The organism is Azomonas macrocytogenes, from assembly GCF_014191985.1.
In the GTDB taxonomy this organism is placed as follows: domain Bacteria; phylum Pseudomonadota; class Gammaproteobacteria; order Pseudomonadales; family Pseudomonadaceae; genus Azomonas; species Azomonas macrocytogenes.
The window spans coordinates 1-15,051 of sequence record NZ_JACHXI010000033.1; the positions used below are offsets into that span (position 1 = coordinate 1).

Sequence of the window (15,051 nt, forward strand, 5' to 3'; positions counted from 1 at the left end):
CTGAGGCAGAAAATCACCGGCCGCTTCTCCGCAAGCTCAATCGAAGCCCTCTATCAGGCTTGTCTTGGCGGCCTCGGCATCGTCAACCTTTCGCGCTGGTACGTTGATCCAGCTCTCAACGAAGGGCGTCTCGAGCAGATCCTCCTGGAGGACGCTGAACCCGAACCACTGGGAATCTGGGCAGTTTACCCTACTTCCCGCATGGTGCCCCCAAAGGTACGTGTGTTCGTGGAAGCCTTGGAAGGCTACATCAACAATCGACCACTAACGTGAGCGGTGACGTAGGGCGTGCTCTCGATTGCTCGGATGGTCATAGCCGCGCTACGTCAAGAGCTCTTCGACATATGAAAAGTAAAGGAGGTGACCTTATACGAATGTCGGGTTCATTGCCTCCACTCCCTGCGTGCAGCGTGTTGGTATCCAGTGTCTTCTCGATTGCACTGCAACGATCGCAATTCTGATCGGCCTACTTCGTCAATGACTTTAGCCTTGACATTTGGAAGTGATGATTCTCTAATTCAACCATGAAGAACATGACCACTCGTAATCCATCTCCCGGAAGGCCCCGAGAATTTGATATTGAGGTAGCCCTTGATCACGCTATCGAAGTTTTCCGCGAGCGTGGCTATCAGGCGAGCTCGATAGCCCAGATCTCTGCGGCAACTGGATTGACTACGGGAAGCCTGTATAAGGCTTTCGAGGACAAGAAGGATATCTTCACGCAAGCTTTGCTTCGTTACGTAGACCGTCGCACCGCCGTCCTCATGGATGCGCTAAGGGATGTGAGCGGGGGCTTGGCCAAGGTTGAAACTGCTGTAGCTTTCTACGCGGAAGCCTCTCTTGCGGAGGAAGGCCAGCGCGGATGCATGCTGGTTAATGCTGCTACCGAATGCACTGCGATTGGCGACCAAGATTTAATCGTTAGAGTGCGGAAGGCTTTATCTCAAGTAGAAGCTCTACTGAGTGATCTAATCCGAGAAGGCCAATGTGACGGAAGTATTTCAGGCACGGTGGACCGGGATGCTTCGGCGAGATTGATGATGTGTTTGTTCCAGGGCATACGTGTTGTAGGAGCGGCCGGGCTTCCAGAGCTTAGTGTTCGACCGTTAGTACGGGAAGTTGTAGATAGCCTCAGGTAAGAAATTATCCAATTAGGGAATTAATATTTCCATTCGTTCGAATAATTAGGGAACTGTTATTCTCTAATTTGAATAGCTAGCACGGACAGCCTGCATTCCGGCTTACGGGGTCTCGACTAGCGTGGCACCCGGCTCTCATTTGAGATGACTAATCCAGTACAGGGTAAATTATGAAAAGCTACACCGTTAACGCAAACAGCATACGTCAATTCGTTGTTGAGGAAGGTGAAGGAGCTCCGGTAATACTCCTTCATGGCTTCCCGGAAACCAACTTTGCATGGCGTTATCAAATTCCCGTCCTATCTAAACATTTCCGGGTTATTGCACCCGACCTCCGCGGGTATGGCGAAACAGACAAGCCTGCTTCTGGCTACGACAAGCGCAATATGGCACGAGACATTCGTGAGCTGATGCGGGAGCTGGGAATTCAGAAAGTCGCACTCGTCGGCCACGATCGTGGTGCGCGAGTAGCAACCCGGTTCGCCAAAGATTACCCAGAGCTGGTCGATCGCCTAGTCGTAATGGACAACGTCCCTACGCGTATTGTGGCTCGAGAGATCAATGCCTCGATTGCAAAAGCATACTGGTTCTTCCTCTTCCACCTGGTGCCCGATCTACCGGAAGCTCTTATCGCCGGCCGTGAACACCTTTGGCTGCGACATTTCTTCTCTGACTGGACCTACGACCCATCCACAATCAGTGGAGAAGCGTTTGACACCTACGTCCGCGCGTATCAAGCACCTGGCGCTGTTCGTGGTGCGATGGCTGATTACCGGGCAAATGCACAAGATGTCGCTCAAGACCTAGAAGATGCCGACGTGAAGATTTCTTGTCCTGTTATGTCCCTTTGGGGCGCAGACTTCCATGCGGTCGGGAAACTGTTCGATATGAAAAGTGTTTGGGCAGAAATGGCCGACGATCTGCAAGCATACGCTATCGAGCAATGTGGCCACCTGCCTCAGGAAGAGCAACCCGAGAAAGTAAATCAGCTGTTGATGAACTTCCTCAGAACTTGGCGTGGTTAAAATGTGACTCTAACAGTAAGTAAATTATTAAAGGTGCGACATGAAAATTGCGCGTTATGGTGCCCCTGACAAGGAATAACCAGCATTGGTAGACAGTGCCGGACGACTCCGTTCTCTTTGAGGGTGCTCAACGCCTGATAGATGTGCCGGATATCAGCGGCCTGACCGCAACAGCGCTTCTGGCGCCGCTCAACCATGCATCGCATTTCGACAGTGGCAGGTATTTCGCCGCCAATACACGTCTTGCCAGACCATGTGACTGATGTAAGGGGTAAAGATCCGCTGGCGTAAGCGCCATTACCACGGCCAGCATATCGGAAAGCTCAAGCCCTAACTCATTTGCGCCAATTCGCGCCGCGTAAGTGCTCTTGCAGCCGGGCGGGAAGGATCTCAACCCAGAGCGTATCGACCGTTCTCATCCCGGCCTTGCGCAGCAAGGCCTTGAGTTTGGAGAACATCTTCTCGATCGGGTTCAGATCCGGCGAGTAAGGCGGTAGATAGCACAGGCTGGCACCCACGGCTTCGATCGCTTCCCTGGCACCGGCGACCTTGTGACAGGACAGGTTGTCGGCCACCACGATGTCCCCGGGCCACAGCGTGGGGGCGCACATAGGCCAGGAAGGCTGCCCCGTTCATCGGGCCGTCGAGCACCATCGGGGCGGTGATCGCCCCTTACCGCAAGCCGGCAATGAACGTCGTGGTCTTCCAGTGGTCGTGGGGCACCGAGGTGAACGCCCGCGCAGACGCGTCATGCAGGTCGTGGCCAAGGTCTCGTCGAGAAAGACCAGACGTTCAGGATCAAGCATCGGCTGGGCCTGCTGCTCGTCGGCGCGTGCTTGCTCGCTGGCGTGCAGGTTTTTTTTGAAGCTCAGACCCCCACTATTATTCTGTACAAAGGCGATACTCCGCGCTTTCATACCGGGTTCTGGCGGTTACCATTCACGGGGCACGACTTCTCTACCCCCGAACTGACCTGCTTTCGATACACGCATTCAGGTAGTGCCCAGGAAGTGATTATTGACCGGTTCCTGTCGGTGAGCTTCATCGCCGCTCTACCTCCTGCCGAAAAGGCGAAAGTGACCGAGCAGTTACAGAACCTGACCGAAACTCCCCCATCCTTTGTTCAGCGCTTGATCAGGGAAATCTTCGTTCCCTCGATGCTAACCCCGGCCATCAACCCTTGCTGGTCGAAGACAAACGCGTAGGCATCGTCCTTCAGGGTTGAGCTCGACAGATTCCGTGCGACCCCTTCGTCAACCACAACAACAGTCGGTCCTACGCCGATTTCCCAGCCTTTAGTCTCGTGCACATAGTTCACCGCTTTTTCGGTCATCAGAAATACCGCATAGGCGTAAGATTGAGCGCCTGCCTGTAACCCCCAGGACCCCGTCACGGAGTTGTAATAACCCTCCACTTTCGAGTTGCGTAACAATTCGCCTTCGCCATAGCTCCCACCAAAAATGAGGCCCGCTTTGATGACGTTCGGAAAGATGAGTACAGCCTTGGCACTGCGCGAAATAGTTGCGGCAAATGGATGGGCCTTGTAGAGAACTTGCAGCGCTTGTCGGGAGTCAGCATCCAGATCCTTGGCTGTTGCAGCGACTACATTGTTTAGCAGGCTCGCGGGTATCAATGATACCGCTGCAAAAACGATCGACAAGAAGAACCGCAGTGACTTGGTCATTTTTGTACTCCGATGCAAGAGGGCTTGAGGTAACAAGCCACTGACCAGTAATCCGTGCCTATAACGGGCAGGGCCTAACCTGCAGGAAGTTCTCCGTCGCGCCCAGAAGTGAGTTGGAGGCACGTTGGTGTGAGATGAAATATGCAAGTCACACCAGTATGTTGGCCGCACGATTGGCGTTCCTTAAATTATTCGACCCTAGGGCCAGACTATTGTTTCGTAAGCCTTCAAAGCTTTTTCAATTACTTATATCGTATTTCGTTTGATGGAGTCATATCTTTATGCGTCATGAGGTGCCGATTGAAATTGGAAATATTGGTAAAACCGACTTCAAAGTAAATCTCCGTAACTGGTAATTCGCTACGTACTAGCAGATCGCAGGCTGTTGACGAACTCGACGAAATGCCGACTAGTCGCATGACGGAAGAACTTGGAGAATTGGAGAAGTAGGTAGGCTGCATGCCAAGCGCTTTAGCGACTTCAGCCCGCTACGCTCTGTCCGAAAAACCGGTTTGCTACTTTGCTACGCTGTTATATCTGTTCTGAGCGGAGATTACAGAGACAGGACGTTATGAGCTGGATGATCAATCCTAAGAGCTGATCAAGGAATTTCAGCAAACAGATGATTTATCTGTATCTGTTATTCACCAAGATAATCCTGTTCCTACAGGACAGGCCGTAATTAAACAGATACGCTTAATCCACTCGTACTGGGAGTGTTCTACATATTTATCTAAGGTATGGACATAGTTAAAAGTACATATAGAGATAGTTATTTCTTTATTTCCTTGGTGTGATAAGTTTGCAATGCTCAGATATTTTCATGTTTTTAATCATGACTCTATTTTATTGCACACAAAAGTAAAGGCTCATGGCTCTACGACAGAGTCTTGACGATTTTTTCACTAGCTATTGACGTACTGGTTACATCCAGTTGAGCAGACTGTCGCCATCTTTTCGACAGGACGTCATCAATGCCCATCCTTCGTTCGGCACCGCTTCGCTACCTGGCGCTCATGCTCGGGTGCTGGATGGTCCTGTTCAGTCTGACCCGCCTGGGTCTGATGCTGTACAGTTGGGGCGACGCGGTGATCTCGTACGCTGATCTGCTCCCTATCATGCTGACGGGGTTGTCCTACGACCTTGGCTTTCTTGCCTGCGCCACCATCCCACTGGTCCTCTATCTACTGGCCTGCCCAAAACGCCTGTGGCAACAACGCTGGCATCGATTCGCCCTGCACCTGCTGTTTTTCGCAAGCCTCTACCTCATGCTGTTCTGCGCCCTGGCCGAGTGGGTGTTCTGGATTGAATTCGGTGTCCGCTTCAATTTCATCGCGGTGGACTACCTGATCTATTCGGATGAGGTCATCAACAATATCCTTGAGTCCTATCCAGTCTATCCGTTGCTCACCATGCTGGCGGCGCTCGTCCTGGCCATCGCCTGGGCCTTGCACCGCCCCCTGGAGCGAGCCCTGGAAGCGCCGTTGCCCTCGCGAAAAAAATACCTGCTGAGCATAACCGTGCTCTGTCTCACCGCGACGTCGAGTCTTTGGCTGCTGGACCAGCAGTATCCTCGCGAGCAGCATGGCAACGCTTATCAGCGTGAATTGGCGAGCAATGGCCCGTGGCAGTTCTTCGCCGCCTTTCGCAACAACGAGCTGGACTATGCGCACTTTTACCAGAACCTGCCCGACCAACAAGTTGCCACAACGCTTCGGACGGAAGTCGGTGAGCCGAACGCTCAGTTTATCGGTAACGACCCCATGGATATCCGGCGGCGCATCGATAACCCCGGAGTACCGCGAAAAACCAACGTCATTCTGGTGACTATCGAAAGCCTGAGCCTCAAATACCTGGGTCAGAAGGCCGATGGCTCACACAGCCTCACTCCAAATCTCGATCGCCTGCGCGGGCAGAGTCTGTTTTTCAGCAACGTCTATGCAACGGGCACGCGCACTGATCGCGGGCTGGAAGCCATCACTCTATCCGTGCCGCCGACACCTGGCCGTTCCATCATCAAACGCCTGGGTCGCGAAAGCGGCTATGGCGGCCTCGGCCAGCAATTGGCTTACCAGGGCTACGACAGCGTATTTCTTTACGGCGGACGCGGTTATTTCGACAACATGAACGCCTTTTTCAGGGGCAATGGCTACCGTATCGTCGATCAGACCAGTACCGTGCCGGCCGATATCCATTTCAGCAATGCCTGGGGCATGGCGGACGAGGATCTATACGCACTGGCCTTGCGGGAAGCAGATGCCGATCACGCTAAGGGGCAGTCGTTCCTGCTGCAATTGATGACCACTTCCAACCACCGGCCCTATACCTATCCAGAGCAACGCATCGATATTGCCTCCGGCAAGGGGCGAGAAGGTGCCGTGCAGTACACCGACTGGGCTATCGGCCACTTCCTCGCCGCCGCCCGTGAAAAGCCCTGGTTCGATAACACCCTATTCATCTTCGTTGCTGACCATTGCGCCGGCAGTGCAGGCAAGGAAGACCTGCCGGTAGCCAACTATCGTATTCCCCTATTCGTTTACGCACCGGGGCTGATCGAACCTCATGAAGACCAGCAACTGGCCAGCCAGATCGACATTGCCCCAACCATCATGGGGCTGTTGAATCTGGATTATGTTTCCACCTTCTTCGGCCGCAACCTGCTGCTGCCCAACACTCTTCCACCGCGTGCGCTGATCGGCAACTATCAGAACCTGGGTCTGTTCGACGGCCAGGATCTGGCCATTCTCAGCCCGCGCCAGGGCCTGCGCCGGCACGACGAAGCGCTCGGCAAAAGCCAGGAACGGCAGGTCACCCAGGCAGATGAGCTGATTCGCCGGAACATCGCCTACTACCAGGCTGCCAGCCATGACTTCCAGCAGCGCCTGCTGAATTGGCAGCCATTCCCTTCCGAGCCGACCAAAGCACTGAGCCACCGATGAATTCACCTACTGACAACGTGTCGGAGTGCAAGCCGACATCCTTGCAAGCGCCCGCTTCCCGCCCGCTGAATGCCTTGGGCTATGTAGGGATACCCTTGGCGATCGCCGTTCTGCTGGTCAGCATGCCGGAGCGAGTCGACTTTGCTCTGGCCGACCTGTTCTACCGCCCGGAACAGGGTTTCATCGGCAGGCACAACGTTTTTCTGGAGGACTGGCTGCACGATCGCGCTAAGCAACTGACTATCATTATCGGAATCCTAGCATTGGCCGGTTTCCTGCTCAGCCTGTTGCCGACCCGTCTGCGCCAAGTGCGCCGACAGTTGGGTTATCTGGCCCTGGCGATGGGCCTGTCGACCAGCGTCGTACCACCACTCAAGGCCATGACTGGCATGCATTGCCCATGGAGCCTCACCCAGTACGGTGGCGTAGAAACCTTCAGCCCGTTGTTCGGGCCACGCGCTGCGCCAGTAGAAAAACCGGGGCGTTGCTGGCCTGGCGGGCATGCAGGAGCGGGTTTCTCGCTGTTCGCGCTGTATTTTTTCTGGCGCGACCGCTATCCACGGCTGAGCCGTGCGGCATTGGTATTCGCTCTATGCCTGGGTACGCTCTTTTCTCTGGTTCGGATGGCGCAAGGCGCGCATTTTCTGTCGCACAACCTGTGGACGGCCGTGATCAACTGGCTGATCTGCTACAGCCTTTATCTGATTGTCCTTTACCGCCCGCAACCGGCAAATACACAGTTGGTACAGCTGGAATCTCCTTTCAGGGCATCGCCCAATCCGTCTTCCAAAAGTGGAGAAGGCGGGCAGAGAACAATGGATTGATAAGGACGGAAAATTTTGTTCGAGCACAGCACTAGAGGGAATATGGCAGCTTCTTCATCATCTCCAGCAGTGTCGACTGCCAACTATGCCAGCAATCTCGTTGCCATTTTTCAAATCGAGCCGATAGTACCGAGCGCACGGCCAGGAGCAGCGGCGGCGGCCATCTGGGAATCCAGCCTGAGCAACACCGGGCAGAGCGGATTTTTCTATTCGCTTGAACAGGTTCGCAATCCTGAACGGTGCTATGAGGTTTATCGTATGACCGGCCTCCTCGTTTCCGATCTGGTCGGCTGCCAGGGAAAGGTGATCTATGGCGCTCTGATTGGAAGTTCAGATGTGGTGCTTGCCTGAGTGGCATGGTGCTATGCGTGCAGTGTTCAAGGCATAAATCGATTCGCTATCCCCGATTAATCCTCGGTGGCCAAGGTCTTCCAGGAGCTTGATGAGACTGGACACATGAAATATTCATCTATTATGACCGGGTGGTGGATGTGATGGAGGAATCGGTCAAGTTTACCCAGTTGATGCGCGCCCGATCTGGCTAGCTGACGGACCGTTACTCGAACGTAAAGAATCAGCCGAAGCACTGTCTCGTCGTGTCAATCAGCGCGCTATTTGAAATCCGGAAACTCAAGGAGCACGCATCGTGCCGCACCCCTATGATATCCTCGACGTACCTGGCTGTTTGGGCCGTCTGATTCTCACGCCCTGCCCTGGGCTCAAAGACACCAGTCTCGACAGTGCCTTGGATACCTTGCAGGCGGCTGGTGCCGAAGCACTGATCACCCTAATGCCGGACGAGGAGCTAAGCCAGAATCAGGTTGTCGATTTGCCGGAATGCTGTACCCACCGCAACCTGGAGTGGCTCCATCTGCCGGTGGCCGATGAGCAGGAACCGGAAGCGCCCTTCGACGCTGCCTGGGCGGTGGCATTGCCACGCATCCACCAGCTACTCAGCGAAGGACGCAGCCTGGCCATCCATGGCAAGAGTGGCTCCGGGCGTGCCGGCCTGATCGCTGCACGCATCCTGATCACGTGCGGTGTGTCACGCGCCGAGGCCATTGTACAAGTGCAAGCGCTGCGGCCTAGATCCATCCAGAATCCAGCCCATATCGATTGGATTGAGCAATTCAACGGCAAATGATCGTGGCAGGGTCGCTGAGTAATAACGGCAGTGTCGTAATCGACAGCAAGCCCATCTTGGTCATCATCAATAAGGCGATTGATCGGGCAGCGATGTGGTTGTTGAAGCCAGCGGCAAGATGACCAAGGTCGCTCTACTGCAGGATTATCTGGGTTTTGGTGTAAAGCGTGTGGTGGTCAGTGTGTCGGGTAAAGGATGGGAAGCGCTCAACGTAATGAAGTGAACATTCATCAATCAGTTGCTCAAAAAGGCCGCAGGAGTGGAGCTAGCGGGCATTCTCTACTATTGAAGAGTAGCCGCTGATGATTTACCGGCGGCCACTGGTAAGTGGCCGGCCGGTGACTTAGTAACCTTCGTCGTGGCTGTGCTTGCCGCCCTTATGCTCGGGCGTCACGGTTAACTTGCCATTCACTTTGTGGCAAGTACCGGAGACACTTTTACCGTCTGGTCCCGTGAAGGAAGCCGTGTCGCCAGCGCTCTTGCCGTTACACGCTTCGACAGCCCCCGGTGGCGGAGCCATGTGCTTGGGCATTGCGGCCAGCTTACCATCCACTTCACGGCAGGTTGCGGATAGGGTCTTGCCATCTGGGCTGGCTACGGAGACCTTGTCGCCCGCAGCTTTGTTTTCACAAGCCGTGTAGGCCGCCGCCGATGGGGGCATATATTTGCCATCGTGGGATTGCTTGTCAGCAGCCGTCGCCAAAGGAGTTACCAGGCAGGCCAGTAATGCAACGTGTAGGGGCTTAAGCATGAGTCACCTATTTTTATGGTGGTTTTGTCCATTAATAGAAACACAATCCCCGGCGATAGTTCGGATTTGCCTCTCTAATACATTCTTTAATTAGTTGTCTCGGTGTGTTGCGTTCGCAACTGACGGCTCGAATCAAGCAGGCCCCTGAAGGGCAGGGACCTCGTCGTCGACGCGTGCTCTCGGATCAGGGCAGCGGTGTTCTGATCTGCCCAGTTACAGTTACCGACAGGTGTGGGCCTTGCTGCGCCGCAGACCGAGCAACAGACCCAGCCCGTCGTCATGAAGGTCGAATAGCGGCGGAAATGAGTAACATCCGCTGGTGCTCGGATAGCTTCGAATTTCGCTGCGACGATGGCGATCGCTTGCGTGTAGCCTTCGCCCTGGATTGCTGCCGGCTGCGGCCGATTCTGATGACCTCGCTGGCGGCCCTGTTGGGGGCTATCCCCTTGGCCTTTGGTCATGGTGCCGGTTCAGAACTGCGGCAACCGCTGGGCATCGCCATCGTGGGCGGTCTGGCTTTTTCGCAATTGCTGACGCTCTATACCACACCGGTGACTTATCTCTGGTTTGAGCGCAGACGACATGGAGCCATTGCCCAATCGACATCGGCACCTGCTGCTCAGTCCCTTGAGCCCGCGGAAGAATGCGCCATTTCCTGATCGATTTGGCTAAAGAGTCCTGCCGGCCAATGCCTGGCAGGTCACATACCTGGGCTTTCGACTCCAGAGGCATTTTCGATCAGGCTACCAGTCGCGCTCTGTATGTAATCTTGCAATTTCTCGTGCAGTGCTCGGTCTGCTGCTGAGATCTCCTCCCTTGTGCTCTGCGATTGTTCGCCGAGGCGATATCGATACACTTGTGCATCGAAGCCTTTGGGCTGCACCACAATGCGGTCACCACTCACTATGGCGACGGTCTGGTCGCCGCCTGAGGGTTTGATCACACCAAAGCCCGGATCGGTTGGTTCCAGGCTCAACAGATCACGCCCCCAGCATTGATGGCGCACGTTGTCGCCCAGCCGGCCCATGATGGTCGGGACTATATCCACCTGGGTTGCCACGACGTCGCGAGTAGCACCGAACGTTTCCTGTATGCCAGGAGCGATCAGCAACATCGGGACGTAGAAACGGTAAAGATCCATTTCGGTCAATTGCTCTTCGGCACCGAAGCCATGGTCACCCACGATAACGAACAAGGTATCCTTGAAGTACGGCGCTTTCTTGGCCTTTTCGAAGAACCGGCCCAACGCCCAATCGGAATAACGCATAGCGGTCAGATGCTGGTCGAGCGAGCCGTGACCGCTTACCGGTTCTACTGGCAGCGCCTCGGGGATTGCGTAAGGCGTATGGTTGGAAAGCGTCTGGAGTAAGGCGTAAAAAGGCTTGCTGCCGTCCCGTTTAGCCAATTCTTCAGCGGCGCGATCAAACATATCCTGATCGGATACGCCCCAGGTAGGATCTGAAACGACCGGGTTGCTGTAATCATTGCGCCCAATGAAATGGCTCATGCCCTGGTTGCTGAAGAAGCCCTGCTGGTTATCCCAGGCAAAATCGCCGTTGTAGACGTATAGGTCATCGTAACCACGAGAACTGAGCAACTGCGGTAAGCCGGAAAATTGATGGCCGCCTTCAGGCATCTGCATCAGGTATTCGAATCCTGGCAAGTTAGGAAAACAGGCCATTGTGGCGAACATGCCTTGGTGGGTATGGGTTCCATTGGAAAACATCCGTTGGAACAGCAGGCCTTCCCGCGCCAAGTGGTCAAAGTTCGGCGTTATTTCAGCTTTGCTGCCCAGAGCTCCCACGAAGTGACCGGCAAAACTCTCCATGAGAATCACCACGACATTACGAATCGGCAAGCGAGTGGCGGTAGGGGCGGTGTAATCACGGCGGACGGCTGTTGTATCGGCATCGATCAGATGATCGTTTTTCGTCAGCAGCAACTCACGGGTAATGGCAGTGGCATGGTCGGTTGGACTGGCCGGCTTCCAGATATTGTCCCGCTCGTCCGAAAGACTGTTTTTCCCGGCGCTATAGAGGGTCAAGATGCCATTCAAGCCAAGTTGGTTGGCAAACATGGATTCGGTGGTAAAGGCATCGCCCCAGCGCAGGGGCGGCCCTTGTCGAAGCGTACCCCGAGCGGCGACGACCGATACGATGATGCAGAACAGCAGTGCCAGGTAACGTGCTGGCCAGGGAGCGCTGAAAGAAGAGTTCCCAGACTGTTTAGCCATTGGCGTTTGTGTAAGGTAATCAAGCTTTGTAAAAAGCTTGATCATTACCCAACTCAATACCGCCAAGACCAGAAGCAGACGTACGACGGGAAAACCATGCCAGAGCATGCTCAACACCGTTGCTGGATCTTCTTGAAAGTATTGAAAAACCAGGCTATTCAGGCGCTGGTGGAATTCCTGGTAGAAGTTCAGCTCTATCAACCCGAGAAATATTGCCAGGCTGGCAATCAGGCTCAGCCAATAGCGTTGATAGCGACGGGCTGCCATGGCGCGTTTGCTGAGCAGCGAAAGGACCAAGGGTATGCAGGCGAATACCGCTACACGCAGGTCGAAGCGCAGCCCGTTGAAAAAGGCCTCGGCAAAGCTTGTAACAGGCGTATTGCCGATCAACTCATGGTTATAGACGAGCAAGCCCAGTCGCAGCAGCGAAAAGAGAACGAGGAGAACGAGCGCACTCGACAGGATGAAACCAAGATGTTCGAGCACGCCCGTACGGGCGTGCTCTACGGGCCGTTGTTGTGAGGACATGGAGAAAGCCTTTAGGATCGATTCAGTTCGAGAATCCGATTACGCCCCTGCTCGGACAATAGATAATGGCCAGAAGCCAGGCGCAGCAGGGTTTGCGGAGAACGCAGATGATCAAGGATGACATGCTTGGCACCCGTCTTATCCAGCAGTAGCAAGCGAGCCATGTGAGTGGCATCTTCGCTGACCCATAGTCCGTGCTCGTCGCATAGCAGAAACCCGGGTTGGTTCAGTCCAGACCAGATGACTTCGTCAACGCCATTGGTATTCAGGCGTTTGACCCAACCGTGTATTTTTTCGGTATAGAAGAGCTGGCCATTGGAACAGGCGGTAATCGCTTCTGCTTCGTTTAGCCCGTCACGCAGGATGTCGATCCTGCCGGTTGTTGGATCTAGGCGCAGCAATCGGCCACTGGTTCGATCCTCGATGGCGTAGAGATAACGGCCATCGCTGGCAAGCTGTTCTACGCTGCGGCCAAGCAGCAGTGTGCTGATTCGCCTTCCATGCATCCAAAGAACAGGTAAATTGCCCATACCCTCCTGGCTGATGGCGATGCCGCCGCGATAAGCCAGCAGGCCGTCTGGCTTGGATAAACCCTGCATGACTTGGCTGATGCTGCCATCTTCGCGCAGTTTCAACAGCGTACCTTTGCCGTTGCGATATTCCTGAGTGACATAGAGCTCACTCTGGCTACCCTTGGCCAAGGCGCTGACCCTTTCGATGCAGTCCCGGTACACCTCATATGCCCAGCCAAGCTCGGCTTGTACCGGAGCGAAATGGCGCCATGCTGGAACAACAAGCGCCAATGCCAAAGCAATAAAGATTCCTATGAGTATTTTCCCGTATTGACGGACCAGATGCCGGGCGGTCGAAACAGCGTGCTTTGTGGCAGAGTTCGTCATAGGAGAATTACGCCCCAGACCAGCGCAATGAGGATCAGAGCCAGGAAATAGCGCGTCGCATGGACAATTCGCCCCAGGCCCGAGCGACCCTTGAGGGCTTGTGTGTCTGCTTTGCAATCGATCGGTTCAGTATTCATGCCGTGCGAACCCTACATAGAGCGTTTAGTGTCTCACGATAAATAGAGGTGCTGGCGGCAATTGGTAGCAGATTGCTCAGGGTGTTTGAATCGCCCTTGGTTTCATAGACATCTCCAAGCCTCATAATGAGGCCCATTAGGAGGTGCCATGAGCAGCCAGCGTTACCCTGAAGAGTTTAGGCAAGTGACCGAGCGCGGCTGCCCTCTTGCCGAGGTCGCAGCGCGGTTAGGTATATCGACTCATAGCCTGTAAGCCGCAAACGAGTCCGCTCGGTGGCGCTGACCGACCTTCAGAGACTGAACACTCGAGTTGCTTGATTCAGCTCATGTCCAAGCGCCAATAGACGTTCGCTCTGTTCGCGTCCATGATCGATATGCGCAAGATTGGCATCGCCTAGCTGATAGATACGTTCACTGTGATGACGGATTTCGCTAACTGTTGCACTTTGCTGCGCAGTGGCTTGAGCGATTTGCTCAGCCATCTCGCGAATCTTGCTGATGGCGTGGACGATATCCTGCATGGCGGCATCTGCAGATTCAGCCTGGCTGGCCGTTGTTTCGGCATGTGTTACTTGTGCCTGTATGGTTTGCAGCGATTGCTGGGCAGCCTGTTGCAGACTGGCGATCAATTGCTGGATTTCGCCGGTCGCAGCACCGGTGCGTTGTGCCAGGGAGCGAACTTCATCGGCTACCACGGCGAAGCCGCGTCCTTGTTCACCAGCCCGTGCGGCTTCGATAGCGGCGTTCAAGGCAAGCAAGTTGGTCTGTTCGGCAATGGAGCGAATCACCGTCAGTACGCGGTCGATGGTATCGGTTTCGCTGGCTAGGCGCTCAATGGCCTGGGCATTTTCCTGCACGTTACCGACCAGCGAGCGCAAGCCAGTCAGACTATGGCCTATCACCTGTTGGCCATCGCTAACGGCTACGCCAGCTGCTCGGCTGGCTTGGGCTGCCTCGTGAGCACCATCAGCTACCTGCAAAATAGTGCATTCCAGTTCGCTCAATGAATCGCGGATCTGTGCTGTTTCCTTCGCTTGGTGATAAGCGCTTTTGTGCAGCTCGTTGCTCATCTCGGCAAGGCTACCGCTGCTACCGGACACATTTTGAGCATGCTGACAAAGGGTGTCGACCATTTGCAGCAGATACTCTCGCAAGCAGTTGAGTGAGGTCTCAATGTCTATCATTTCGCGAGTATTCGACACAAAATGGATCATTTGACCGAAATTACCGTGTGCCCTGGATGAAAGCGCTGGAACCAGTTGAATCAAGACGCGGGTAAGCTGGCGCTGCAGACGGTCGATAGCGACTGCGATTGCTAGAATCAGAATGATGATCAGACCTTGGATTAGGCGAACTTCACCCTGAATACGAGCATGTTCCGCTTGTACGGAAGGCTCCAGTGCGACCAATGCCTTTTGCAACTCATCGATTCGAGCTTCGCCGCTTTGGGCCAGTTCGGTACGCTGACGGATCAATTCCCGAGTGCGTTGCAATTCGTTCGGATAACGCTTGATCAGACTGGCAAACTCGCGCTTCAGTCTAATTCCTTGATCTTCGGTTTTCTGTGCTGTGGCATCGCTGTCCAGCCCCATTAAGCTGGCAAAATCGTTGGCATCGGAATGGTTTTCGGCGGCAATCCCCAGTAGCGGTAGTACTACAGTTGCATATTTGTTTTCATCTGTGCTTGTTGGGCCCTGAGCTGGTGTCTCCTGCGCCAGAGCGACCAAGCCATGATGTGATCCGGTGCG

General features: G+C 54.5%; 13 protein-coding genes and 7 pseudogenes. 12 read left to right on the top strand and 8 right to left on the bottom strand.

Annotated features, from left to right (window positions below):
* The 3 genes from FHR87_RS17970 to FHR87_RS17980 form a co-directional block, all read left to right on the top strand.
* A partial coding sequence (locus FHR87_RS17970; RefSeq protein WP_246336099.1) for a LysR substrate-binding domain-containing protein occupies positions 1–273 on the top strand: 273 nt, incomplete at its 5' end.
* Between the two features lie 251 nt (positions 274–524).
* Positions 525–1,139: a TetR/AcrR family transcriptional regulator gene (locus FHR87_RS17975; RefSeq protein ID WP_221189915.1), complete on the top strand. Its 615-nt coding sequence runs from the start codon at positions 525–527 to the stop codon at positions 1,137–1,139.
* Between the two features lie 170 nt (positions 1,140–1,309).
* Positions 1,310–2,164 (top strand): alpha/beta fold hydrolase, encoded by an 855-nt coding sequence (locus FHR87_RS17980; RefSeq protein WP_183168153.1) that lies wholly within the window; start codon positions 1,310–1,312, stop codon positions 2,162–2,164.
* A 395-nt stretch (positions 2,165–2,559) separates the two neighbouring features.
* On the opposite strand, the pseudogene FHR87_RS19395 reads toward FHR87_RS17980, so the two are convergent.
* A pseudogene (locus tag FHR87_RS19395) lies at positions 2,560–3,027 on the bottom strand (transposase); the annotation flags it as partial.
* 24 nt (positions 3,028–3,051) lie between these two features.
* On the opposite strand from FHR87_RS19395, the pseudogene FHR87_RS19400 reads away from it, so the two are divergent.
* A pseudogene (locus FHR87_RS19400) lies at positions 3,052–3,369 on the top strand (hypothetical protein); the annotation flags it as partial.
* Here FHR87_RS19400 and FHR87_RS17990 read toward each other — a convergent pair.
* On the bottom strand, positions 3,288–3,848 hold the full coding sequence (locus FHR87_RS17990; RefSeq protein ID WP_183168155.1) for a lipid-binding SYLF domain-containing protein: 561 nt from the start codon (positions 3,846–3,848) through the stop codon (positions 3,288–3,290). The pseudogene FHR87_RS19400 and the gene FHR87_RS17990 sit on opposite strands and share 82 nt — an antisense overlap.
* Positions 3,849–4,090: 242 nt before the next feature.
* Positions 4,091–4,330 (bottom strand): annotated as a pseudogene (locus tag FHR87_RS19405) (helix-turn-helix domain-containing protein); the annotation flags it as partial.
* A gap of 492 nt (positions 4,331–4,822) precedes the next feature.
* Between FHR87_RS19405 and FHR87_RS17995 the strand changes: the two are divergent.
* From FHR87_RS17995 to FHR87_RS18010, 5 genes and pseudogenes are all read left to right on the top strand, one after another.
* Positions 4,823–6,787, top strand: a complete 1,965-nt coding sequence (locus tag FHR87_RS17995) for an LTA synthase family protein (RefSeq protein ID WP_183168156.1) — start codon at positions 4,823–4,825, stop codon at positions 6,785–6,787.
* Entirely contained in the window at positions 6,784–7,611 is an 828-nt protein-coding gene (locus FHR87_RS18000) for a phosphatase PAP2 family protein (protein ID WP_183168157.1), read from the top strand. The genes FHR87_RS17995 and FHR87_RS18000 overlap by 4 nt, the downstream gene beginning before the upstream one ends.
* Positions 7,612–7,626: 15 nt before the next feature.
* A complete protein-coding gene (locus FHR87_RS18005) occupies positions 7,627–7,962 on the top strand; it encodes a hypothetical protein (RefSeq protein ID WP_221189916.1) in 336 nt (111 codons plus the stop codon).
* 60 nt (positions 7,963–8,022) lie between these two features.
* A pseudogene (locus FHR87_RS19410) lies at positions 8,023–8,230 on the top strand (arsenical resistance protein ArsH); the annotation flags it as partial.
* A gap of 27 nt (positions 8,231–8,257) precedes the next feature.
* Positions 8,258–8,755: a phosphatase domain-containing protein gene (locus FHR87_RS18010; protein ID WP_183168159.1), complete on the top strand. Its 498-nt coding sequence runs from the start codon at positions 8,258–8,260 to the stop codon at positions 8,753–8,755.
* A 343-nt stretch (positions 8,756–9,098) separates the two neighbouring features.
* Here the strand turns inward: FHR87_RS18010 and FHR87_RS18015 are convergent, their stop codons facing one another.
* Entirely contained in the window at positions 9,099–9,506 is a 408-nt protein-coding gene (locus tag FHR87_RS18015; RefSeq protein WP_183168160.1) for a hypothetical protein, read from the bottom strand.
* Between the two features lie 202 nt (positions 9,507–9,708).
* Between FHR87_RS18015 and FHR87_RS19415 the strand changes: the two are divergent.
* Together FHR87_RS19415 and FHR87_RS18020 are read left to right on the top strand one after the other, a co-directional pair.
* A pseudogene (locus FHR87_RS19415) lies at positions 9,709–9,898 on the top strand (IS3 family transposase); the annotation flags it as partial.
* Positions 9,899–10,165, top strand: a pseudogene (locus tag FHR87_RS18020) (efflux RND transporter permease subunit); the annotation flags it as partial.
* Positions 10,166–10,206: 41 nt separating this feature from the next.
* Here the strand turns inward: FHR87_RS18020 and FHR87_RS18025 are convergent.
* The 3 genes from FHR87_RS18025 to FHR87_RS18035 all read right to left on the bottom strand — a co-directional run bounded on the left by FHR87_RS18025 (position 10,207) and on the right by FHR87_RS18035 (position 13,303).
* Complete coding sequence (locus FHR87_RS18025) at positions 10,207–12,267, bottom strand: LTA synthase family protein (protein WP_183168161.1); 2,061 nt, start codon at positions 12,265–12,267, stop codon at positions 10,207–10,209.
* An 11-nt stretch (positions 12,268–12,278) separates the two neighbouring features.
* The gene (locus FHR87_RS18030) at positions 12,279–13,076 is read right to left on the bottom strand and encodes an NHL repeat-containing protein (protein WP_246336100.1); all 798 of its coding nucleotides are present in this window, start codon (positions 13,074–13,076) and stop codon (positions 12,279–12,281) included.
* Between the two features lie 86 nt (positions 13,077–13,162).
* The gene (locus FHR87_RS18035) at positions 13,163–13,303 is read right to left on the bottom strand and encodes a hypothetical protein (protein WP_183168162.1); all 141 of its coding nucleotides are present in this window, start codon (positions 13,301–13,303) and stop codon (positions 13,163–13,165) included.
* Between the two features lie 148 nt (positions 13,304–13,451).
* On the opposite strand from FHR87_RS18035, the pseudogene FHR87_RS18040 reads away from it, so the two are divergent.
* Positions 13,452–13,553 (top strand): annotated as a pseudogene (locus tag FHR87_RS18040) (transposase); the annotation flags it as partial.
* 40 nt (positions 13,554–13,593) lie between these two features.
* Here the strand turns inward: FHR87_RS18040 and FHR87_RS18045 are convergent.
* A partial coding sequence (locus FHR87_RS18045; RefSeq protein ID WP_183168163.1) for a methyl-accepting chemotaxis protein occupies positions 13,594–15,051 on the bottom strand: 1,458 nt, incomplete at its 5' end.

Excerpts from the sequence above, each read along its gene's own strand:
- FHR87_RS17975 (WP_221189915.1), top strand. The coding sequence starts at position 525 with ATGAAGAACATGACCACTCGTAATCCATCTCCCGGAAGGCCCCGAGAA.
- FHR87_RS17980 (WP_183168153.1), top strand. The coding sequence starts at position 1,310 with ATGAAAAGCTACACCGTTAACGCAAACAGCATACGTCAATTCGTTGTT.
- FHR87_RS17990 (WP_183168155.1), bottom strand. The coding sequence starts at position 3,848 with ATGACCAAGTCACTGCGGTTCTTCTTGTCGATCGTTTTTGCAGCGGTA.
- FHR87_RS17995 (WP_183168156.1), top strand. The coding sequence starts at position 4,823 with ATGCCCATCCTTCGTTCGGCACCGCTTCGCTACCTGGCGCTCATGCTC.
- FHR87_RS18000 (WP_183168157.1), top strand. The coding sequence starts at position 6,784 with ATGAATTCACCTACTGACAACGTGTCGGAGTGCAAGCCGACATCCTTG.
- FHR87_RS18015 (WP_183168160.1), bottom strand. The coding sequence starts at position 9,506 with ATGCTTAAGCCCCTACACGTTGCATTACTGGCCTGCCTGGTAACTCCT.
- FHR87_RS18025 (WP_183168161.1), bottom strand. The coding sequence starts at position 12,267 with ATGTCCTCACAACAACGGCCCGTAGAGCACGCCCGTACGGGCGTGCTC.
- FHR87_RS18035 (WP_183168162.1), bottom strand. The coding sequence starts at position 13,303 with ATGAATACTGAACCGATCGATTGCAAAGCAGACACACAAGCCCTCAAG.